This window comes from Xanthobacter albus, from assembly GCF_043194895.2.
GTDB lineage: Bacteria > Pseudomonadota > Alphaproteobacteria > Rhizobiales > Xanthobacteraceae > Xanthobacter.
Genome location: NZ_CM195532.1, coordinates 2623624 through 2644593, shown reverse-complemented (window position 1 = coordinate 2644593; position 20970 = coordinate 2623624). Strand labels below are relative to the sequence as shown.

The following is a 20970-nucleotide window of genomic DNA, read 5'->3' as shown; positions in this document are numbered from 1 at the left end:
CCAAGCGTGACGCGCCGGGGTAGAGACGGCCTCACATCAAGAGTTGGGGCGACGCCCAACACCAACCTGCCGATCCGGGCAAGGTGGTACTCTTCCTTCCAGGGAGAGGATGTGGCCGAGCCGGCAAACCAACGGATCAAGCCACCGAGCGTCAGTCCCCCGAGCCGAGGACGACGCCGTGCCCATCAAGATCCCCGATCTCCTGCCCGCCCGCCGCACGCTCGAAGCCGAGGGCGTGATGGTGATGAGCGAAGGCGATGCGGTGCGGCAGGACATCCGCCCGTTGCGCATCGCGCTGCTCAACCTGATGCCGGACAAGATCACCGCCGAGGTGCAGATCGCCCGCCTCCTGGGCGCCACCCCGCTGCAGGTGGAGCTGACGCTGGTGCGCATCACCGATCACGTCTCGCGCAACACGCCCGAAGACCACATGTCCGCCTTCTACCGCCCCTGGGCCGAGGTGCGCGACGCGCGCTTCGACGGGCTGGTGGTGACCGGCGCGCCGGTGGAGCACCTGCCCTTCTCCGAGGTTTCCTACTGGGACGAGCTCGCCCGCGTGTTCGACTGGACGCAAACCCACGTGCACCGCACCTTCACCATATGCTGGGCGGCCCTTGCCGCCGTGTATCACTTCCACGGCGTGGGGAAGCACGTGCTGCCGCGCAAGGCGTTCGGCCTCTACCGGCACCGCATGCTCCAGCCGGCCTCGCCCTATCTGCGCGGCTTCCCGGACAGCTTCCGCGTCCCGGTCTCGCGCTGGGCCGAGGCGCGGGCGGGCGACATTCCCGCCGGCAGCGGCCTCGGCGTGCTGGCCGATAGCGCGGAAGCGGGCCTCTGCCTGCTGGACGATCCCCGCCACGGCGCCCTGCACATGTTCAACCACCTGGAATATGACGCCGGCACGCTCGCCGCCGAATACGCCCGCGATGCCGCCAAGGACCCGGCGACGCCCCTGCCGGCCCACTATTTCACCAATGACGATCCCGGCATCCCCCCGGAGAACCGCTGGCGCGGCCATGCCCATCTGCTGTTCGCCAACTGGATCAATGAGATATACCAGACGACGCCGTTCGAGATGGAGCGCATCGGCCGCCGGGCGTGAGCATCCATTGGAGCATTTTCAAGCGAAGCGGACACCGCTTCGCGTGAAGAAAATGCGTAAACTTAAGAGTCTGGCGCGTTATCCGTGAGCCGGTGCGAACGGAAAACGCGCCAGCAGGGAGGTCTCCACCCGGCGTCGCCACGGTATCGGATTGCCATCAACACAAAAAATGGGTCAGGAAGTATACATTGACAAGCCTGGATAGCCAACCTAGAGTTTTTACGGTAACTGTGCACAAAGATATAATGAAGTTGTTTTGATTTCCAACTAAGTTGGAGCATGGGCGGCAGGACTTCAATTCGCCATGGCTGAAAGCAATGTTTTGGAAAAGGCGCCGTCGCAGCGCGCCGGGGAAGCACCGCAATACTGGGTGTGGCAGCTTAACAAGAACTGCGAGTTCAGCTTCTCGTCCTCAGCCAGCAAGAGCATCCTCGGGTTGACGCCTTCTGAAGTCCTGGGGCGACCGTATTTCTCCGTGCTTCCGAATGCCGGCTCGGTGGACTTCGAAAATATCCTCTTCGCCGCGGTCACCGAAGGACGCTCTCTCGAAAACCTCGTCCACCGCACACGCCATACCGATGGAACACCACGCGTGCTCGAAGTTTCGGGCGCGCCCGTGCGCCGCGATGACGGCGCCCCCGACGGTTTCTTCGGCGTGACCACGGACATCACGGCCGAGAGCATCGAGGAAAAGAACCTGCTCGACCCCAGGACGCTCTATTCGGAGGCGCCGGTCGCCCTGTGCGTCGTCAACCGCCAGGGCCAATATACGCGCGTCAACGGCCAGTTCGCCCGCACCGCCGGCCTGCCGCCGGAGGATATCATCGGCCTGCCGGTCGCCGACCTCTCGCCCGAGGCCGCCCGCACCTTCGAGAGCAACATCCGCATCTTCGATCTCGGAGGCGAGAGCGCCGAGCAGGAGCTGAAATGGCGTGGCCGCTCGTTCCGCATGTCGGTGGAGCCGGTGCGCAGCATCGAAGGCGACGTGGTCGGCGGCTCCATCGCGCTCGTCGACATCACCGACTATGACAACGCCATCCGCGGCCTCACCACCGCCAACCGGCGCTTCCAGCTCCTGGCCGAGCGCGATTACCTGACCGGCCTGTTCAACCGCCGCCAGTTCGAGAAGATCTTCCGCATGGAGCTGGCTGCGGCGCGGCGGGAGCGCTCGCCCCTCTCCCTGCTCATTGTGGACGTGGACCAGTTCAAGCGCTTCAACGACCACTACGGCCACACCGCCGGAGACCGCAGCCTGCGGGAGGTGGCCAAGGCGCTCGCCAGCGCCTGCTCCCGCCCCCGGGATTCGGTGTGCCGCTACGGCGGGGAGGAATTCGTGGTGGTGCTGCCCGGCACCAACCACGCGGGCGCCGGCGTGGTGGCCGAACGCGTGCGACGCGCCGTGCTCGACCTGCAGATGCCCCACGAGATGAGCGATTTCGGCCAGATCAGCGTCAGCATCGGCGGCTCCACGCTCACGCTGATGCCCAAGGGCGGCGACATCCTGGACTTTCGCCACGCCCTGCTCATGTCGGCGGATGCCGCCCTCTACGAGGCGAAGCAGGGGGGCCGCAACACGGTGCGCATCGCCGAACCGCCCCTCGGCGAGGACTGAGCCCTCAGCGCTCACGCCCCCTGAAGGAAGGAGCCGGCGGCGCATGCCACCGCCGGCCCCGCGTTCTCAGCGCGAGAACTTCTTGTACTGGATGCGCTTGGGAATGGTGGAATCGATCCCCAGCCGGCGCTTCTTGTCTTCCTCGTAGTCGGCGAAGTTGCCCTCGAACCACTCCACGTGGCTGTCGCCCTCGAAGGCCAGCATGTGGGTGGCGACACGGTCCAGGAAGAAGCGATCATGGGAGATGATGACGGCGCAGCCGGCATAATCCTCCAGCGCCTCTTCCAGCGCGCGCAGGGTGTCCACGTCGAGATCGTTGGTGGGCTCGTCGAGCAGCAGCACGTTGCCGCCGCGCTGGAGCACCTTGGCGAGGTGCACGCGGTTGCGCTCACCGCCGGAGAGCATGCCCACCTTCTTCTGCTGGTCGCCGCCCTTGAAGTTGAAGGCCGCGCAATAGGCGCGCGAGGGGATCTCCTTCTTGCCGACGTAGATCACCTCGTTGCCGTCGGAGACCTCTTCCCACACGGTCTTCTTGTCATCGAGGGCGTCGCGGCTCTGGTCCACATAGCCGAGCTGCACCGACTCGCCGATGGAGATGGAACCGCCGTCGGGCTTCTCCTGGCCGGTGATCATGCGGAACAGCGTGGTCTTGCCCGCGCCGTTCGGCCCGATGACGCCGACGATGCCGCCGGGCGGCAGCTTGAAGGAGAGATCGTCGATCAGCAGCTTGTCGCCGAACGCCTTGTTGAGGTGGTCAAAAGCGATGACGTTCTGCCCGAGCCGCTCGGCCACGGGAATGACGATCTGCGTCGCCGAGGGCTGCCGCTCCGAGGCCTTCTGCACCAGATCCTCGTAGCGCTGGATGCGGGCCTTGTTCTTGGCCTGCCGGGCCTTGGGCGAGGCGCCGATCCATTCCTGCTCGCGGGCGAGCGCGCGCTGGCGGGCCTCGTCCTCGCGGCCCTCCTGCTGCAGGCGCTTCTGCTTCTGGCCGAGCCAGGAGGAATAGTTGCCCTCGTAGGGGATGCCCCGGCCGCGGTCGAGTTCCAGGATCCAGCCCGTCACGTTGTCGAGGAAGTAGCGGTCGTGGGTGACGATCAGGATGGCGCCGGGATAGGTGCGCAGGTGGCCTTCCAGCCAGTTCACCGTCTCGGCGTCGAGATGGTTGGTGGGCTCGTCGAGCAGCAGAACCTCGGGCTGCTCCAGCAGCAGGCGGCACAGGGCCACGCGGCGGCGTTCACCACCGGAAAGCCCGGTGACGGCCCAGTCGTCCGGCGGGCAGCCGAGGGCGTTCATGGCCTGCTCCACCTTGCTGTCGAGATCCCACAGGCCCTGGCCTTCGATCTCGTCCTGCAGGCGGGTCATCTCGTCCGCGGTCTCCTCCGAATAGTTCATGGCGAGCTCGTTGTAGCGGTCGAGGATGGCCTTCTGCTTGGCCACCCCGTCCATCACGTTCTCGCGCACGGTCTTGTTCGGATCGAGCTGCGGCTCCTGCGGCAGGTAGCCCACGCGCACGCCTTCGGCGGGCTTGGCCTCGCCGGAGTAGTCCTTGTCGATGCCCGCCATGATGCGCAGCAGGGTGGACTTGCCGGCGCCGTTGACGCCGAGCACGCCGATCTTGGCATCGGGGTAGAAGGAGAGATGCACGTTATCCAGGACCTTCTTGCCGCCCGGATAGGTCTTGGTGAGACCGTGCATGTGGTACGCATATTGGTAGGAGGCCATAAGCCGCCGGCTCCATTGGGGTTCGCGGAAGTTACGGCCGTTCTAGCGGTGCGGCCGGGACGCGGCAAGCAGCGCCTTCGGCGGCGCGGGCCGGCGTCGCTGCTGCGGCAGCCGGATAGGAACGCCCCATGCACCCCTCCCGCCCCGCGCGCGGGATGCGGCACGGCGGATTTTTCCCTTGAAACACAAAGCCATGAGAAGATTCGCCGGATACACAATCCACAGCCCCGAGCGCACCCGGCGCGAAGAATCTTGCATTCGCCGCCGGCTCCTGCCATATGAACGCACCGCTGGCGCTGACCACGGCGCGGCGAGATGGATGCGGGTGTAGCTCAGGGGTAGAGCACAACCTTGCCAAGGTTGGGGTCGAGGGTTCGAATCCCTTCGCCCGCTCCAGTTTATTCCTAAGAATCAGTTGTCTGGCAGACGCTCTTCGGGACGTTTTCTGCTTCTATTCTCCTTATGGCGGGAGGCTGGAAGCGCAATGGAAGCACTTGAGCGGAAATCGCAGGGGAACCGAACGTAGGATTCCCCCCGCCTGCCTCCTCAGCCTCGCCTCGTAAACGACCGCCCCCGCGTTCTTGAAGCCTTCGCAGGCCCGGTGAGAAGCGGCCGCTCTCTTCCACAAGCCGGGTTGACACGGGTAGGGTCGAGGTGGAGTCCGTCTCCCAGAGGCTTCTTGTGCATTGGTACCGGCCGCCCCAGCGCCCGTGACGTGACACATCAATCGCGCGCGCCAGCGCTCCAGAAGTCAGCCGATCCCACAGTACGTTTCCCAGCCGGCCAAGCATCCTCTGCGACACTTCGGCCACCTGTTCGCGCTCTCCCGGCGAACTGGCCAGGCTCAGGACTCGTTACTCAGATCCAGAAGAGAACAGTCGCGGCCAGGGCGAGTGCCGAGAAGAGCACGGTCGGGGACATCGATCGTATCGGGTTGCCGCGCAGCGCCAGTCTCCCAATCAATGGGTCCTGCGTCTAGATGCGTGTCGTGAAATTCTGCTGGCAAGATTCGAATCGCGTTGCTACTGGAATGCTCTGCCGTGACAGGCGGCCTCTGTCTTTTGTCGCCTGCTCGGCAGCCGTTAACTGTGAGGAGGGGTTCTATTTCATCTTCGTTCACCATTCCGACGAGACACAAACCCTCCTCAGCTCTCGACCGCCATTCTGAGCCGTGCGCCCCGACTCCGGACACCGCCGAGGTCATCCATCATATGGACATCAGTGGTTCAACCACCGACTTCAGCCGCCGGCGCTCAGGCTTGAAATCAAACGCTCCGCCGACTATGGCGTCACGATATTGAACCAGAAGTCGAAATTATCGAGAAGGCCAACAAATTCGACGACCTTGTTCTGGTTGCCCTCAATCTTGACGTGGCCCTCCTGAATGGCATCGCTCAGCTTCGTCTGCCCGAGATTGATGTCGTCCAGAAGGCTCCGATTCATGGTCACCGTGGCATCGGCCTGGTTGTTCTGACGGCCGAGGGTGTAGTTCATGACACCGTTGGTGACCGAGAGCGTGAACTCTTGATGCACATCGGGCATGACGAAGTTGAGGGCGATCTCGGTCTGCGCCGCCTTCGGATGGTTCAGCAGCACGGCCAGATAGTCGAGATAGATGCCGAGCGGCAGCGCGCGCACCATGTCGGGCGAGGCGGTGTCCGGCACGGCGGTCTTCACCACACCCTCGCGCAGTTCCTTTGCGCCCGACAGGTAGAAGTTGCGCCAGGGGCCGCTCTCGGCCTGATAGCCCATCTGCGAGAGCGCGTCGGCCAGCAGCTTTCGGGCCGCCATATTGTTGGGATCGGCGAAGACAACATGGTTCAGCGCGGTCGCGACCCAGCGATAATTGCCGGCGGCGTAGTCCATCTTCGCCTTCGCGATCACCGCCTCCGCCCCGCCGGCATATTCGACGAACTTCTTCCCCTCTTCCACGGGCGGAAGCTCGTGAAGCTGGGACGGATTGCCGGAGAACCACCCGAAGTAGAGCTGGTATTGGGCCTTTGCATTGTGGTTCACCGAGCCGTAATAGCCGCGATCGGCGAACTTCTTGGCGAGGCTGTCGGGCAGCTTCATCTCCTCGGCGATCTCGGTCATGGTCTCGCCCTTGTTCGCGAGGCGCAGCGTCTCGTCATGGAGATAGCGGTAGGTGTCCCGCTGGCCCTTCCAGAATTCGACGATCTCCCTGTTGCCCCAGGTCGGCCAATGGTGGCTGCCGAAGGAAACCTCGACCTCGCCGCCGAAGCGGTTGATGGTGTCGTTGATGTACTTGGCGAACTTGTCACCGTTGCGCACCTTCGCGCCGCGCAGCGTATAGAGATTATGCATCGTATGATTGATCTCTTCCGCCTGCATCATCGCCTTGAACTTCGGGATGTAGAACATGAACTCGGCCGGCGCCTCGGCGCCCGGCGTATTCAGGAAGACCATGTCGACGCCATCGACCTTGAGCGTGGTCGGGGTTTCCGAGACCGTAACGCTGGGCTCCACGATGCTCAGCGTTCCCGCGGCTGTCGTGGTGCCGAGTCCCGAGCCGAGCGTCCCGGTCGGCCCCTTCTTGAGCAGGTTGCCATACATGTAGCTGGCGCGCCGGCTCATGGCGTTGCCGGCGATCAGGTTCTCGCTGACCGCCTCCTCGAAGAAACCCTCCGGCGCGATGACCGGAATCTTGCGCGCGGCGACCTCCTCGGTGGTGAGGATGCCCTTCACGCCGCCGAAATGATCGGCGTGGCTGTGGGTGAAGATGACCGCGGTGATCGGCAGGTCCTCGACCTTCTCCCGCAGCAGCTTGTAGCCGGCCGCAGCCGTCTCGTTGGCCGTGAGCGGGTCAATGACGATCCACCCGTTGTCGCCGCGCACGAAGGACATGACCGCCAGGTCGAAGCCGCGGACCTGGTAGATGCCCCCCTTGACGACCTCGAACAGGCCATGGATCGCATTCAGCTTGCTCTGGCGCCACAGGCTCGGATTGGCGGTGTTCGGCGCATCTCCCTTCAGGAAATCGAACTGCGCCATATCGTAGATCACCCTGCCGTCCGGCGTGGTGATCTGCTCGGCCTCCAGCGTCGCGATCTGGCCCCGGGTGGCATTCTGGAAGTCGGTCTGGTCCGTGAAGGGAAGATAGTCGAGGAGCGCCTTGTTGGCATCGATCGTCGCTTTGCTGGCCTCCTGGCTTGACGCGCAGCTGATCGACCCAAGCAGCAAGGCCATCACGAGGCAGGGACGCTTCATTCCGAACTCCTTCGTTATCCGTTTCGTTGAAATTGCCAATTGCGCCGGCCACGACGATGAACGCGCGTGACCGCATCGAATGCGCGAGGCGTGTCTTGGGCCGCGTCGGTGCCCGAGCCGAAAGTCATGTCGTGCGCCGGTCAAAAGCGCCACGCCACGGCGAAAGTCGGACCATGCATGATTGTATTGTAACGAAAGCTCCCGGTCTTCGCCCCGGGCGCCTCATAATCTTCATAGAGGTAGCGATAGCCGAGCGATGTGGAGAAGCTCTTGGTCCACATGTAGCCGACACCCATATACCCCGTGCTGGACAGATCCGAACCCACGCCGAAGCCGCCGATATCTGCAATGGCATTGACAAACCACTTCTCGTTCAGGTCCAAATGAGCGAAGAAGCCTAGCGTCGGATCGAGCCACCATTGCCGCGCGTTGGCCGAAACGTCAGAAAGCGGGCCGAAGCCGCTCCAGGACAGGGAGCCCTTGACGCTCGCATATCGGAGGCCGCCCGTGATCGCGAAATCAAGGTCGGATCGGCCGGTCGGCAGCATGTAACCCACCGCGCCCATTGCGATGAGCTCGGTGATGCCGGCGCCGAGCTCGCCTCCAAAGGCGTCGATCGGCCGGGAGGCCGAGAGCTTGGCGAAGACGACATCCGCGAGAAGAAGCCATTCACCGTTGTCGGCAAAGACGGATCCCATCAGCGCACCGTCGAGATGCTTCAGCACCTCGGAAAACGGCACGTCGATGGAAGTCGTCGGCAGGTTTCGTATGCCGACATCACCCGTGAGAGACGTCGCCCAGCCGTAAAGCGTCACCTGGTACTTCCATTCCGAGGCGGACGAGGCCTGCTCGGAGGACCGGTCCGGCATGGGAGGCATCGGCATGTCCGCGGCATTGGCCATTCCTGTCGCAAGGCCAATGACAGCCGCACCCACCGCCGCACGCACCAACATCCCCGTGCCCGCACTTGACATGACGTCCATCCCCATCCTTCAGCGCATCGGAGCTGCTGGCGGCTGCGGCAGCACATCTGCCACTCCCGAACCGATGCCTGCTCCGAGCCCCCATCCCGCCGATGCAAGGACGGGGAGCCCCTTGACTGTTGTGTGATGCCCTCTTGCGTGACGCGCCTATTCGGCGACCTTCACCGCCGGGGGCTGCCATGTTCCTTCGAGGATCGGGGACTGCCCCCAGTAGGCGCGGATATAGAGCGAGAAGTCGCCCTTCGGCGCCGGCAGCCAATTGCTCTGCGGAGCGCCCTTCGGCAGCGTCGCGCTGACATAGAGGGTCAGCGAGCCATCGTCATTCCGCTTCAGATCCGTATTCTTGCTACCCAGAGAATACCGCTTCAGCTTGTTCTGGCCGAAGAAATGAAGCTTGTCATAGACCGTTAGCGACCAGAAGCCATTGACCGGAGGCTCCTCGGCCTTCGAGAAGGTGATGGTGTAGCTCTTGGAGGAATTCAGCTTGGCCCCGGATGTATCGAAGTCCGTGTAGAAATACTGTGTTTCGTTCGGACGGTTGTCGAACATGTTCGAGCGCGCCGTTCCGGTGCGATCGAAATAGTCGACGCCCCACTCGGCATTATGCAGCGACCGGTTCCAGTGGTTGCCGGCCGGCTTGCCGTTGTATTGCCACTGGAAGAAGGGGGTGATGACGTCCTTTTCCGCCTCGATCGCAGCCTCGATCATGGCTGCCTTGAGCGCCGGATGCTTGGCTCCAAGCTGCAGCAGCCAACGGAACTGCGCATACATGGCCTCCTCGCCCGGCAGCGGTGAAACCTGATCCAGCACCGTGCGCAGATCGTCGAAGAATTTCTCGGGCACCACCCAACGGGTCTCGCCGCTCTCCTCCGGAGCTGGATTGGGAATCGAGGGAAGCTTGGACCAGTCGACGACCTTCATCCTGCCGTCGAATTCACTCAGCGGATAGACAACAACCTGGTTGATGACACCCTGGATCGCCTTCCGATCTTCTTGCGTATCATTCATGAACACGCGCGGAACAAGGTTGGCGATCGAGGTGGCCGAGCGGATCACATCCGCAATCCCGTCGGGCACCTTGCCGTGCCAGTTGGGGCCAGTCAGCAGATAGAAGCCAGGGCTGGTACCGTACGGCTTGCCGAGGTGGCCGAACTGGTCCGTGCGCTGGTCATAGGCCGCATAGACCCAGAAGCGGTCTCCGAAATCAGGCACCTGGACGACTACGGGCTGCGCATCGAGGTCAAAGAAGCCGAGCCCGTAGACCACGTCCTGGTTCGGGCAGGCGACGAATCTTTCGTCAGCCGCGATGTAGTCGTGGAGCATAGCGATCCGACCGCGGGGCGCCACGGGAACGACGCCCCCAAGCAGGCCGGCCTCCGGCGCTTTGGTGATGCTCTCATAGCGGTTCAGCATGCTCACCATCGGCCAGCCCCAGATATAGGCCGTGCGCGCCAGAGCCTTCACATAGCCGGGCTGGGGCGTCACGTCGGGTGACGGCACCGCAAGATTGGAGAAGCCCCGCATCGGCTCTGTCTGCGCCGCAGCGGGTGAAATGCCGATCAGGCACGTGCCGACAAGGGCAGCGTTCAGAAGCCTGGATTTGATCATGGCAGGTGCCCATTCCCTACGAGCGGCCAAGGTGGATGATAAGAGGCAATGCTGTGGATTGGCCCGCCGGGAGGGCGAGATGCGCCCTCCCGAGAAGTGCTCTCCGAGATCGGCAGATGGGGTGAGCCGGCCATGGCAGCCTGTCACCTCCATTCAGCCTGATTCTTCGGAGGCGCCGGGGCTTACACGCGCAGCGCCCCGTCCCGTCGAAGCGCCTGATCCGAGCGCTGTCATTGCCTCTCGAAGTCGCCAGGCTTCCAGCTGAAATTGATCGCCGGCTCTTCCGGGCCGTAAAGCCTCAGAATGGCGAAGAAGCCTTTTCCTGGCGCGGTCGGCAGCCAGTTTGCCTCTTTGCCCTTCGGCGCAGTGGGACCGACATAGAGGTCCGTCGTGCCATCCGGATTGGGGACCGGCTTGTCCCGCGAGCCGAGGGAAGGGAAGCGGCGCGCCTTTGTCGCCAGACCGGAGGCATTGGCCGCGTCGTAGAGCGTCACGGACCAGAACAGCTTCGCTGGGATGTGCGCTGGCAATGTCAGCTTGTAAGCATTGTTCCCGGATAGCGGCGCACCCCGGGCGTCGTTGAAGGCGATCTCATAGGCGGCGCCGCGGCCTGGAATCTGCGAGACCATCCCCGGGCTGATCGAGTAATAATCGGTGAAGAACCAGACGCGCGGCTCGATCGCCGTGTAGCCGCTCGCCTTGTCGCGGAACTCGAGGTCGAGGGGCTTTTCCGGGCCCGGATAGGCGGCGTTGTTGAACGGATTGACCCACTGGCGGTCTGGCCAGACCAGATAGGAGCTGTTGCCAACCCCGTTGCTGAGGCCAATCACCCGGCTCATCTTGTAGGCCGTCCTGGCGGCGGCTTCGAGGATCGCCCGCGTCTCGCTGCCGGGATTGAACGGTTTGCCGGCGACGAGACCGATATTGGCGAGAAGGCCCAGCCCGTCGGCGCTCGCGAGATATGCGCCTTCCCGGTCGAGCAGCCCCTTCAACTGCTCGAAGGCCGAAAAGTCCGCGCGCGGCAGCATGTTCACCGGAACGCCAGAGGCGTCCGGGAACGTCATCGGCTTGCGCTCCGCCTCCGGCAGGTTGAGCGGGTAGATCTTGGTCTTCTCGAGGTGCTCCACCGCCGGGGTGAGGTTGTTCGGATCGTCGTAGAAGCCGCGCAGAAAGATAAAAATATTTTTCGTGCCGGAGCGGTAGACATAATAACCGTCTGGCACCTCGCCTTTATAGCCCGGCGGCAAAACGAGGAACTTTCCGCCCTTGCCCTGGTCGGGTCCCGGCAAGCCGATGTCGCCGAAGTATTTTCCACCGTCGACCGGGATCGGCCGCTGCCAGAAATCGAGCAGGATGCCCTGCAGGTCGGACGGGGCGTCCAGCACGACCGGACCAGTCTCGCCCATGTCGACATAGCTCATCGCATAGAGCACATCGGAATTGGGCGTGGTGACCAGGGTCTTTGGGTCGAGCCGTTGCTTCCAGATCGGCAGCACGTTGTAGCCGGCGCCGAAGGTTTTCTCCGAGCCATATTTCATGCCGAGCGTATTGATCAGCGGCATGGCCCACAGATAGGCCTGGGCGGCCTGCTGGAAGGCGAGTTCCTGCCTCAACTCGACGGCTGCCCGAGCCGTGGGCCGGCCCTCCTCGAAGGGCACATCCGATTGCGCCCGAAGCCCGCTCATATCCGCCATGGCGGCGCTGCCGACGGCTGCGGCTGAACACATGGCGACGCTCGCGAGCAAAGCCTTTCGGGTCATAGGATCACCTTCTGTGGCACGCCTTGTGCTTTATAGTTGATTTGCTATTTTCTTATTTTCTATTGCAGACCAACAATCCACATGTGCATACGACCTATTGGGACGAATTTTGCCACAGGCACATGGACGCCCTGCTTGCACCGACCGGATGTGATGTTAGGTTAGATGAGGTACGGACCCTTATCATTTCGCGTCAATGGATCGATATCGCCCAAGGGATCGAATTGGTCCCGCTCGTTCGTGCCAGCGGGCTGGGTTCTCTGCCTCAGCTTCTCGAAGAGCGGGCCGGCGAGCGTGCGTTGCTGAAAGCCCTCCACGGCCAAGGGCTGCCCATCGCGGTGCGCGAGCTCGGCGGCATGCTGGTTCCCGCGAGAGCCCGGATCGGCCAGTTCGCCCGGCCGGGTCCATGCTCGCGGACCGAACGCTCGGCCTGCAAATTGGCAAGCGCATGTCATATGCGGAATATGGTCCGTGGGCGGTGCGTGCGGCAATGGCGCCGAGCCTCTACGAGACAATCTCCCTTGCCAACTCTACCAGTTAGGCTCCCAAGCGTCGGTATATCGCTTTGATCCGGCGCGCCAAATACCCATTGGGTCTGAGGAATTATCGCAATCGCGCCCTGCGCGACGACATCAACCACATCGATCACCAGATCTTTCCGGTGATCGACCTTGCGCGCCCTTTTCTCGGTCCCGATTGGCGGCCGGATTGGATCGATGTCGATTACTGGCGAAGAAACCAGCTCGCCTCGTGACGGTTGCGCTGGCCAACAAGCTGGCGCGCCTCTTGGACCGTCATGTACCGAAAGGAAGATTTTCGCATGGCGCCAGCCGCAGCTTGAGCGCTGGGCAACCGCCTTGGGCAGGAGAGAACGGCACGCGTGATGCCGATCGGGTCAAGCCGGGGATCGGGACAAACTGAGGGTTTCAACGCGCGGCGGCTTGATGAGGATCCGATCCAGCGGCGCCATCATGGCCAGCGGCCTTCTCGCGCTGTGTAAAAAAGCCGAACACATGATTGATCCTGGCCGGAACGGCGAAAACATCCATTCCCCTCTTGCTCAACGGGGCCCGCCACACATGAATACGCCCAGCCAACGCCTTCAACCCATTATCAAACGGTCTCTTAGAAGCCGCTTTTGACCCGAAGGTGAGTATGCCGCGGTGATCCGCCGGGTTTATGCGTGTGCCCGCTGGTGTCTTCGGCCACGGGAATCAGGCTCAACGTGCCGTGCATCACACCCCGCTCGAGAAACAGAGCCTCGGCATAAGCGGAGATGTCCCCCACCTGCCCACGCATGACGGCGACATCGATCGAGGTCGTATGATCAAGCGGGATCGACAGGACCGACACCGTCTGGTCATGACGCTCCAGCCGGCCCTGCGGCACCCGCGCGGCCAAGCTCCGCACCGATTGATCGATGGTGCAGCTCACGACACCGAAGCAGTGGGCATCTTCCGGCTCGATCGGCCGTGCCGACAGGCCCCGCCGCACCAGGTCGCGAATGGCTTCAGAGCGGCTGACGGCACCGCTGAGCTGCATATAAGCATCCAGCTTGGCGGCCAGATCGTCGTCGATGGCGATAGTGATCCGCTGCATGGATGCCCTCCGCGCACGCCGGAACGTTAGGCCATCCCCCGAAGCGACGCAAGGAAACGCCCGCTGCGCCGCATTTTTCCGTTGCCGTTCAGCGAGCTTCTTGGGTATGATTTTTTTGAAAATATTTCATAACAGGATCTGCTCATGCCTTCGCGCACGCGCACCATCGCCCCCATTGCCACTGCGATGCTCGTTCTAGGCTTATCATTGCCGGCCTCTGCGCACTTCCAAGAAATCATCCCCTCCGCCGATGTGCTGCCGGACGGCGGACCGGTCACCGTCGATCTGGTCTTCACGCACCCCGTGGCTGGCGGCCCGGTCATGGAGATGGAGAAGCCCGCCGAAGTGGGTGTGCTCGCGGGCGGCAAACAAACCAACCTCACGGAGCGGCTGACGAAGAAGCCAGTGGATGGCAAGCAGGCCTGGTCCTTCCGCTACGATCTGGCGGAACCCGGCGCCGCCGTGTTTTTCGTGAAGCCGCGGCCCTATTGGGAGCCGGCGGAAAACAAGTACATCGTCCATTATGCGAAGGTGATCGCCGATGGCTACGCCTCCGGCGAAGGCTGGGATGCGCTCGTGGGCCTGCCGGTCGAGATCCGCCCGCTGACGCGTCCTACCGGGATCTGGACCGGGAACCTCTTCTCCGGCGTGGTGCTGAAGGCCGGCAAACCGGTGCCCTTCGCCGAGGTGGAGGTGGAGTTCATCAACGACGGCTCGGTCAAGCCACCGAACGATGCCTTCATCACCCAAGTGATCCGCGCCGACGCCAGCGGGACCTTTACCTATGCCATGCCCCGCGCCGGTTGGTGGGGCTTCGCCGCGCTGGTGGAGGGCGACACGCCGATGACGGCGCCGGACGGCGAGAGCGTCCCTGTGGAAGAAGGGGCGCTGATCTGGGTCAAGGCCACCGACATGGGTGCGAAATAGTCACCGCTGGAAGGTCGTTCCATGGCCCACATTCCTGACGGCATCCTTTCGGCCCCGGTGTTGATCGCTGGCGGCGTCATCGCTGCGGGCGGCGTCGCATTGGCCCTGCGGCAGCTCGACGACCGCATGATTCCGCGCACGGCCATCCTGGCTGCGACCTTCTTTGCCGGATCGCTGATCGCGGTGCCGGTTGGCCCATCCAGCGTCCATTTGCTGTTTGCCGGGCTGATGGGGATCATGCTGGGCTCGGCCACCTTTCTCGCCGTGCTGGTTGCGCTGCTGCTTCAGGCTCTGCTGTTCGGGTTCGGCGGGCTGACCACCCTCGGGGTCAACACGGTGAACATCGCCCTGCCGGGCGTGCTGGTCGGCCTGGCGCTGGGCCCGGTGATCCGGACCACCACGCGGCCCCAGGTCCGGGTTCTGGCGGCGGCCCTGGCCGGCGCCCTGGCGGTGCTGGGAACAGGCGGGCTCGTTGCGCTGTCGTTGGGACTATCGTCCAGCGACTACACGATAGTAGCGCGCGTCATGATCCTCACCTACGTGCCCCTCGCCATCGGCGAAGCGTTCATCACCGGCGCCGTGGTAGGTTTCCTCGCGCGGGTGCAGCCCGAAGCGCTGCGGGCGCTGGCCTCATGACCCGCCGTCCCCTCTCCCTGGCGCTGCTGGCGCTGTCGCTCACCCTGGCTGGGCCAGCCCATGCCCACAAGCTCAAGGTGTTCGCGACAGTGGACGCCGGTGCCATCAAGGGTTACGCCTTCTTCATCGGCGGCGGCCGGGCGCAGAACACGCCATGGATCGCCCAGGATGCGGACGGCACTCGGATCGCCCAAGGCACCACCGACGACGAGGGGCGCTTCTCCTTCGCCCTGCCCGCGTCCCCGCAAGCGGACGTGACGGTCACCGTCGATACCCATGAGGGCCATATCGCTTCCGCGAGCGTCGCGGCCAAGCGCCTCGGGGCCCCCGCTCAAGCGACACGAGCAACCGCCACCAGCCCGGCGGAGCCACCACCAGCGGACCTCTCCACGGCCATGGATGCCAGGGTGGCCGCCCTGGTGGAGGCCGCCGTGCAGCGCCAGGTCGAGCCGCTGATGGAGCAGATCGAGCAGCTGGACTCCCGCCTGCGCTTCACCGATGTGCTCTCCGGCCTGTTCCTCATCCTCGGCCTTGCCGGCATGGGGCTGTGGGCCCGTGGCCGGCGCTCATGACCCCCATGCGGCTCCTGCCAGATCTCCGCCTCCGGATTGTCGCGGCGTTCGCCGCCATCGCCTGTCTCTCCCAGCTGCAGGCATTACCCGTCGCGGCGGGCGCTTTCGCGGCGGTGCTGCTCGGCGCGGCGCTGAGCCGTGCGGCGCTGCCCTGGCATCGGCTGCTGCATGCGGAAGGCTTCCTGCTGCTGCTGTTCGCCACCCTGCCCTTCACCATGTCCGGCCAACCGCTTTTCAGCCTCGGTCCGCTGACCGTCAGCGATGAAGGCGTGCGCCGCGCGGCCCTCATCGCCTGCAAGGTCTCGGCCTCCGTCCTGGTCATGATGACCTTGCTGCATGGGGTAGAGCCCGCTCGGCTTGGCCAAGCCCTGCGCAGCCTGTATCTGCCGGAGGCCGTGGTGCGCCTGTTCGTGCTCACCGCGCGCTACCTCTCCCTGATCCGGGAGGAGGCGCTGCGGCTGCACGATGCCATGCGGATGCGGGGTTTCCAGCCCCGCTCGAATGGCCACACCTGGCGCAGCTACGGCAATCTGGTAGGCATGCTGCTGGTGCGGGCGCTGGACCGCGCACAGAGGATCGAGGAAGCCATGCTGTGCCGGGGCTACAATGGCCGCTTCCCTCATCTTGCCGAGCCGGCCCCGGCCCTGCGAGATTGGGCGGGCTTTACCGCAGTCATCGGCTGCGCCGCCGCGCTTCTTCTGGTGGACAGGCTATGAGCGAGCTGCTCGCCCTTGATGACGTCACTGTCCTGCGCGACGGCGAGGCGGTGCTGCGCCACGCCAGTCTCAGCCTCGGAACCGGGGAGCGGCTGGCCATCGTCGGTCCCAATGGCGCGGGCAAGACCACGCTGCTTCGCACCCTGGTCGGGCTGGAGCGTGAGGTCCAGGGGCGGGTCCGACTGTTCGGCGCCGAATGCCGGAAGGAGGCGGCGTTCCGCGCCGCCCGTCCGCGCATCGGCTACCTGTTCCAGGACAGCGACGATCAGCTGTTCTGCCCCACCGTGATCGAGGACGTGGCGTTCGGCCCCCTCAACACCGGCTGCACGCAAAAGGAAGCGGTCCGCCGCGCCGAGGACGTGCTGGACCAGCTGGGCATCGGCTCCCTCGGCCCGCGCCTCAGCCACCGGCTCTCCGGCGGCGAGAAGCGCCTCGTCTGCCTGGCCGGGCTTTTGGCCATGAAGCCCGATGTGCTGATGCTGGACGAACCCACCAACGGCATCGATGCCGCCAACGGCATGCGCCTGCGCGCCGCGCTCCGCAGCTTCCCGGGCGCCATGCTTCTGGTGTCCCATGATGATGGCTTCATCGCCGAACTGGCGACGCGCGCCATGGCCATCGACAATGGAACCCTCCGCCCCGCGGAGATCCACATGCACCAGCACGCCCACAGCCACCCGCACATTCACCAGACCGGGCCTTAGCGCACCGGGTGGCGCCGCTGAGGCTGCGCCGCGGCCTCAGTGCAGATAGAGGATCCAGACCGCCCCCAGCAGCAGGCAGATGAGCGAGGCCGGCAATCCGGACTTCGCAAATTCGCCAAAGCTGATGCGAATGCCGCGGGCGCCGGCCTGTTCCGCGACGATGATGCCGGCAAGACTGCCGAAGATGATGGCGTTGGAGGAGAAGCCGGTGCCCAGGGCAATGGCGGCCCCCAGGGCTTCAGGGTGCTCCGCACCGGTCAGGAATGGCGCGGCGAGCATCACGGCGGGATTGTTGCCGACGATATTCGACAACACCGACATGATCACCAGCATGGACATGGGATCATGCAGATTGAGCCCGACGCCCCGCAGCGCCGCCAGGAGATCGCCCGGCAACCCTGTGGCGGCGACCGCCGCGTTGACGATGAACAGCCCGATCAGCAGCATCAGCAGGTCGCCATCCACCCGCCGGATCAGGGCCTCCGACGTCACGCGGCGGCTTATGAGCAGAAGACTGGCGCCGAACAGGGCAATGAGCATGTGCGGCCAATCGGTGGCGACGAAGGCGACGATCACCCCCGCCGTGACCAGCGCCGCCTTGAGGGTTTCGCCGAGGTCGAACGTCACCGGCGCGGGCGCCGGTGTGTCAACGGACGCACCGGCAGCGGCGACGAGATCCCACCGGCCACGATAGAAGAACACCAGCACCAGCCAGAGGATCGGCAGGCCGGCGATGGCCGGCAGGGCCGCCACCGCCATGAAGCCGGTGAAGGACAGGTGCAGCATCTCGGCGGCAATCATGTTCTGCGGGCTGCCGATGAGAGTGGCGGCGGCGCCCACATTGGCCGCGAAGCAGAAGCCGAGCAGAAACGGCACCGGATTGAGCCGCCGGGCGAGGCAGATCTGGCAGAAGATGGGTGTCATCGCCACTGCCACCACATCATTGGTCAAGAGCGCAGAGAGGCCCCCGGACACTGCAATCATGATGGCGAGCAGGCTTTTCGGCCCCACTTTCAGCGCGCCCACCGCGCGCGCCGCCCAATCATAGAAGCCGGCGACGCCGAACGCCGCGGAAATGACCATGAGCCCGAACAGCAGGCCCAGCGCGTTGTAGTCGATGGACTGCCAGGCCGCGGCCGGCGAGATCTCCTTCAATGCGATGAGCAGCATGGCGCCGACCAGCGCCGCGCCGGTGCGGTCCAGGCGGAAGCCCGGAAGGTGGCCGACGCCCATGGCGACATAGACGAGGACGAAAATGAGAAGCGTCAGGTCCATGGCAAGCCTTTGCGAACAGCCAACACCACACGGGCACATCATCGCGCCTCGTTTTTCCAGCGAGAGGCTGGGCCAGCGTCACCGGAAAGGTGCCGTGCACGCATCCGTCAGCGCTCGCGCCCCACACCAAAGGCCCGCGTGCTGACCACGCGGGCCTTTCCCATGTATAGCGCCCTGGGGGCAGAACCCCTGGGCGGAAAGCTCATTTCGACGTATCGCGCTCCATGTCCCACAGGTTGAAGGCCCGCTCGCCATACATGGCATCGTCGAGACCCTTTTCCTGGACCGAGCTCGACACCCGCAGCACACCCACGCCATCCAGAATCTTGAGCAGGATGTAGGTGACGAAGGAGGCGTAGGCGGCGACGATCGCCACCGCCAGAGCCTGGACACCCAACTGATGCACACCAGCGGACACCTGATTGATGCTCGAGCTGGCCAGAACGCCGATGAGCAGGGCACCGGTGAGACCGCCGACACCATGGGCCCGCCAGACCTCCAGCGAGTCGTCGATCTTCAGCCAGCTCTGCACATGCTTGGCATGGTAGCAAACGGTGGCGCCGACCGCGCCGATGACGAGCGCCGCCATGGGCTCCACATAGCCCGAGGCGGGCGTGATGGTGGCAAGACCCGCCACCGCGCCCACCAGCACGCCGGAGAAAGACGGACGGCCGCTGCCGCGCCATTCCCAGAACATCCACACCAGCATGGCGATGGAGCCGGCGAGCATGGTGTTGGTGAAGGCATAGGCCGCAAGCGCGTCCGCCGCATAGGCGCCGCCGGCATTGAAGCCGAACCAGCCAAACCACAGCAGGCCCGCGCCGAGCGCCACCAGCGGCAGGCTCGCCGGCGCGGATTCGCTCTCACCCGGCGCCAGCTTGCGCTTGCCGAGGTAGGCGGCGGTGACCAACGCCGAGAAGCCGGCCGCCGTGTGGATGACGATGCCGCCGGCGAAATCCACCACGCCGAGCTTCTCCAGGAAGCCGCCGCCCCAGATCCAGTGCGCGGCGGGCAGATAGACCAGGATCGTCCACAGCGCGATGAAGAGCAGATAGGCGCCGAACCGGAAGCGGCCGACGAAGGCGCCGGTCATCAGCGCCGGGGTGATGATGGCGAACATCATCTGATAGGCGAACACCATGATGAAGGGGATGCTCGGCCCGTAGGCAGGATTAGGCTGGATGCCCACGTGGTACATGCCGAAATAGGGCACGATATTGCCGATGACGCCGCCGATATCGGGTCCGAATGCCAGGCTGAATCCGCCGAACACCCAGATCAACCCCACCACGCCCATGCAGACGAAGTTCTGGATCATGATGGAGAGCATGTCGCGCTGCTTGACGAGACCGCCGTAGAACAGGGCCAGGGCCGGCGTCATCATGCACACGAGCGCGGTGCATAAGAGAATAAAGGCTGTATCGCCAGCATTAATGCCTTGCATGGCAGTCCCCCATGGTGTGCGAAAAGAGACGAGGCGTCAGACGAACGGTGCGGGGGAGAGCCCCCCGCGACACAGCTTTCATCAGGCCCCCGCGCGGCCCTTCGTGTCGACCGGATGGCCCGCCACAGGCTTGTGCGGATGGGGCGCCATGAGATCCTTGGGCGCGATGAACAAATACATGGTCAGCACATAGGGGGCGGTGAAGGACGGGATGCCGGCGGGCGCCACCATCACGTCGAGCGCCCCCTGCACGAACACCGTCACCACCGTCGCCAGCAGCGCGTAGAGCCCCACTTTCAGGCTCGGGTTCAGGAAGATGACACCCACCGCCATGGCCGTCAGCACCGGGCTGAAGCCGTAGAGGCCCTGGCTCACCACCGCCGGGCTCGCCCCCATCCCCAGCGCGACGACGGTGGCCACCAGCGACCCCAGCACCGCGGCGATGCCCGCCGGCACCGAGGCGATGAAGATGCCGACAAGGATGATGACGCCACTGATCCAGCTGCCCAGCAGATAGACCTGGCCGATGTTGCGGAAGAAGATCTCCACCAGCTCAATGGGGGCCGGAAGAGCCGAAAGCCCTTGCACGTAATCGGTGGCGAGCTTGGGGCTATCGCCGGTGACCTGCAGGCCGCCGAAGGAATAGGCGCCCGCCACCATCAGCCAGCCGGTGAGCACGAACGGACCGGTGGAGCCGGGAATGCCCCATTTGGCGGTCAAGGTGGCGCTGAAGGCCGCTGTGAAGACCGTGCTCGCCGCCGCACCAACGACCACATAGACCCACAACTGCGGCGAGGCGGCGATGAAGGTGGGCAGCGCCGCCCCCACCAGCACCCCGTTGAAGCCGAAGAGGCCCGAGGAGATGGAGGGCTTATCGCAGTCCATAAGGTGGGCGGTGAGGGTCGCGACCACCACGCCGATAGCGGCGCCGATGGTGGTGGCCCACACCCCCGTGTCATAGGACGCATAGGCCATCGCGGCGAAGAACAGCACGCCCGTCAGGGCATTCTCCATGAAGAAGACCTGGCTGGTGCCGCGCAGCACCTGGACTGCGAAATTGGCCTTGCTCTCAGACATCAACG

Annotated in this window: 18 protein-coding genes, 1 tRNA gene and 1 riboswitch; of the genes, 9 read left to right on the top strand and 10 right to left on the bottom strand. The window is 64.4% G+C overall.

The window, feature by feature from the left end:
• Nucleotides 1-28 precede the first annotated feature (28 nt).
• Nucleotides 29-141, top strand: a riboswitch (SAM-I-IV-variant riboswitch).
• A 37-nt stretch (nt 142-178) separates the two neighbouring features.
• Together V5F75_RS11710 and V5F75_RS11705 are read left to right on the top strand one after the other, a co-directional pair.
• The gene (locus tag V5F75_RS11710; RefSeq protein ID WP_394035022.1) at nt 179-1102 is read left to right on the top strand and encodes a homoserine O-succinyltransferase; all 924 of its coding nucleotides are present in this window, start codon (nt 179-181) and stop codon (nt 1100-1102) included.
• A 304-nt stretch (nt 1103-1406) separates the two neighbouring features.
• On the top strand, nt 1407-2714 hold the full coding sequence (locus V5F75_RS11705; RefSeq protein ID WP_394035021.1) for a sensor domain-containing diguanylate cyclase: 1308 nt from the start codon (nt 1407-1409) through the stop codon (nt 2712-2714).
• Between the two features lie 66 nt (nt 2715-2780).
• On the opposite strand, the gene ettA is transcribed toward V5F75_RS11705, so the two are convergent.
• The gene (gene ettA, locus V5F75_RS11700; protein ID WP_394035020.1) at nt 2781-4436 is read right to left on the bottom strand and encodes an energy-dependent translational throttle protein EttA; all 1656 of its coding nucleotides are present in this window, start codon (nt 4434-4436) and stop codon (nt 2781-2783) included.
• Between the two features lie 321 nt (nt 4437-4757).
• Here ettA and V5F75_RS11695 point away from each other — a divergent pair.
• Nucleotides 4758-4832, top strand: a tRNA-Gly gene (locus V5F75_RS11695).
• A gap of 885 nt (nt 4833-5717) precedes the next feature.
• Here the strand turns inward: V5F75_RS11695 and V5F75_RS11690 are convergent.
• From V5F75_RS11690 to V5F75_RS11675, 4 genes are all read right to left on the bottom strand, one after another.
• Nucleotides 5718-7703 carry an alkyl sulfatase dimerization domain-containing protein gene (locus V5F75_RS11690; protein ID WP_509212065.1) on the bottom strand — a complete coding sequence of 662 codons (1986 nt, stop codon included), beginning with the start codon at nt 7701-7703 and terminating at the stop codon, nt 5718-5720.
• A 101-nt stretch (nt 7704-7804) separates the two neighbouring features.
• Entirely contained in the window at nt 7805-8647 is an 843-nt protein-coding gene (locus tag V5F75_RS11685) for a hypothetical protein (RefSeq protein WP_394035018.1), read from the bottom strand.
• 147 nt (nt 8648-8794) lie between these two features.
• On the bottom strand, nt 8795-10255 hold the full coding sequence (locus V5F75_RS11680; protein WP_394035017.1) for a DUF1254 domain-containing protein: 1461 nt from the start codon (nt 10253-10255) through the stop codon (nt 8795-8797).
• Nucleotides 10256-10485: 230 nt separating this feature from the next.
• A complete protein-coding gene (locus V5F75_RS11675; protein ID WP_394035016.1) occupies nt 10486-12015 on the bottom strand; it encodes a DUF1254 domain-containing protein in 1530 nt (509 codons plus the stop codon).
• A gap of 565 nt (nt 12016-12580) precedes the next feature.
• Here V5F75_RS11675 and V5F75_RS11670 point away from each other — a divergent pair.
• Nucleotides 12581-12769, top strand: a complete 189-nt coding sequence (locus tag V5F75_RS11670) for a hypothetical protein (RefSeq protein WP_394035015.1) — start codon at nt 12581-12583, stop codon at nt 12767-12769.
• 172 nt (nt 12770-12941) lie between these two features.
• Here V5F75_RS11670 and V5F75_RS11665 read toward each other — a convergent pair whose 3' ends face one another.
• Complete coding sequence (locus tag V5F75_RS11665) at nt 12942-13064, bottom strand: hypothetical protein (RefSeq protein WP_509212064.1); 123 nt, start codon at nt 13062-13064, stop codon at nt 12942-12944.
• A 76-nt stretch (nt 13065-13140) separates the two neighbouring features.
• A complete protein-coding gene (nikR, locus tag V5F75_RS11660; RefSeq protein ID WP_394035014.1) occupies nt 13141-13614 on the bottom strand; it encodes a nickel-responsive transcriptional regulator NikR in 474 nt (157 codons plus the stop codon).
• 144 nt (nt 13615-13758) lie between these two features.
• Here nikR and V5F75_RS11655 point away from each other — a divergent pair, with 144 nt between their 5' ends.
• The 5 genes from V5F75_RS11655 to V5F75_RS11635 are packed head-to-tail and all read left to right on the top strand — an operon-like array spanning nt 13759 to nt 17169.
• Nucleotides 13759-14541: a DUF4198 domain-containing protein gene (locus tag V5F75_RS11655; protein WP_394035013.1), complete on the top strand. Its 783-nt coding sequence runs from the start codon at nt 13759-13761 to the stop codon at nt 14539-14541.
• A gap of 21 nt (nt 14542-14562) precedes the next feature.
• Nucleotides 14563-15177, top strand: coding sequence for a cobalt transporter CbiM (cbiM, locus tag V5F75_RS11650; protein WP_394035012.1), 615 nt, complete (start codon nt 14563-14565; stop codon nt 15175-15177).
• Nucleotides 15174-15749, top strand: a complete 576-nt coding sequence (locus tag V5F75_RS11645) for a NikL family nickel/cobalt ECF transporter subunit (RefSeq protein ID WP_394035011.1) — start codon at nt 15174-15176, stop codon at nt 15747-15749. Before cbiM ends, V5F75_RS11645 begins: the two co-directional genes overlap by 4 nt.
• A complete protein-coding gene (gene cbiQ, locus V5F75_RS11640) occupies nt 15746-16465 on the top strand; it encodes a cobalt ECF transporter T component CbiQ (RefSeq protein ID WP_394040991.1) in 720 nt (239 codons plus the stop codon). The genes V5F75_RS11645 and cbiQ overlap by 4 nt, the downstream gene beginning before the upstream one ends.
• On the top strand, nt 16462-17169 hold the full coding sequence (locus V5F75_RS11635) for an energy-coupling factor ABC transporter ATP-binding protein (RefSeq protein ID WP_394035009.1): 708 nt from the start codon (nt 16462-16464) through the stop codon (nt 17167-17169). Before cbiQ ends, V5F75_RS11635 begins: the two co-directional genes overlap by 4 nt.
• Nucleotides 17170-17205: 36 nt before the next feature.
• On the opposite strand, the gene V5F75_RS11630 is transcribed toward V5F75_RS11635, so the two are convergent.
• The 3 genes from V5F75_RS11630 to yut all read right to left on the bottom strand — a co-directional run bounded on the left by V5F75_RS11630 (nt 17206) and on the right by yut (nt 20965).
• Entirely contained in the window at nt 17206-18444 is a 1239-nt protein-coding gene (locus tag V5F75_RS11630) for an ArsB/NhaD family transporter (protein ID WP_394035008.1), read from the bottom strand.
• A 202-nt stretch (nt 18445-18646) separates the two neighbouring features.
• Nucleotides 18647-19828: an ammonium transporter gene (locus tag V5F75_RS11625; protein WP_509212063.1), complete on the bottom strand. Its 1182-nt coding sequence runs from the start codon at nt 19826-19828 to the stop codon at nt 18647-18649.
• Nucleotides 19829-19969: 141 nt separating this feature from the next.
• Nucleotides 19970-20965 (bottom strand): urea transporter, encoded by a 996-nt coding sequence (gene yut, locus V5F75_RS11620; RefSeq protein WP_394035006.1) that lies wholly within the window; start codon nt 20963-20965, stop codon nt 19970-19972.
• Between the last annotated feature and the right edge of the window lie 5 nt (nt 20966-20970).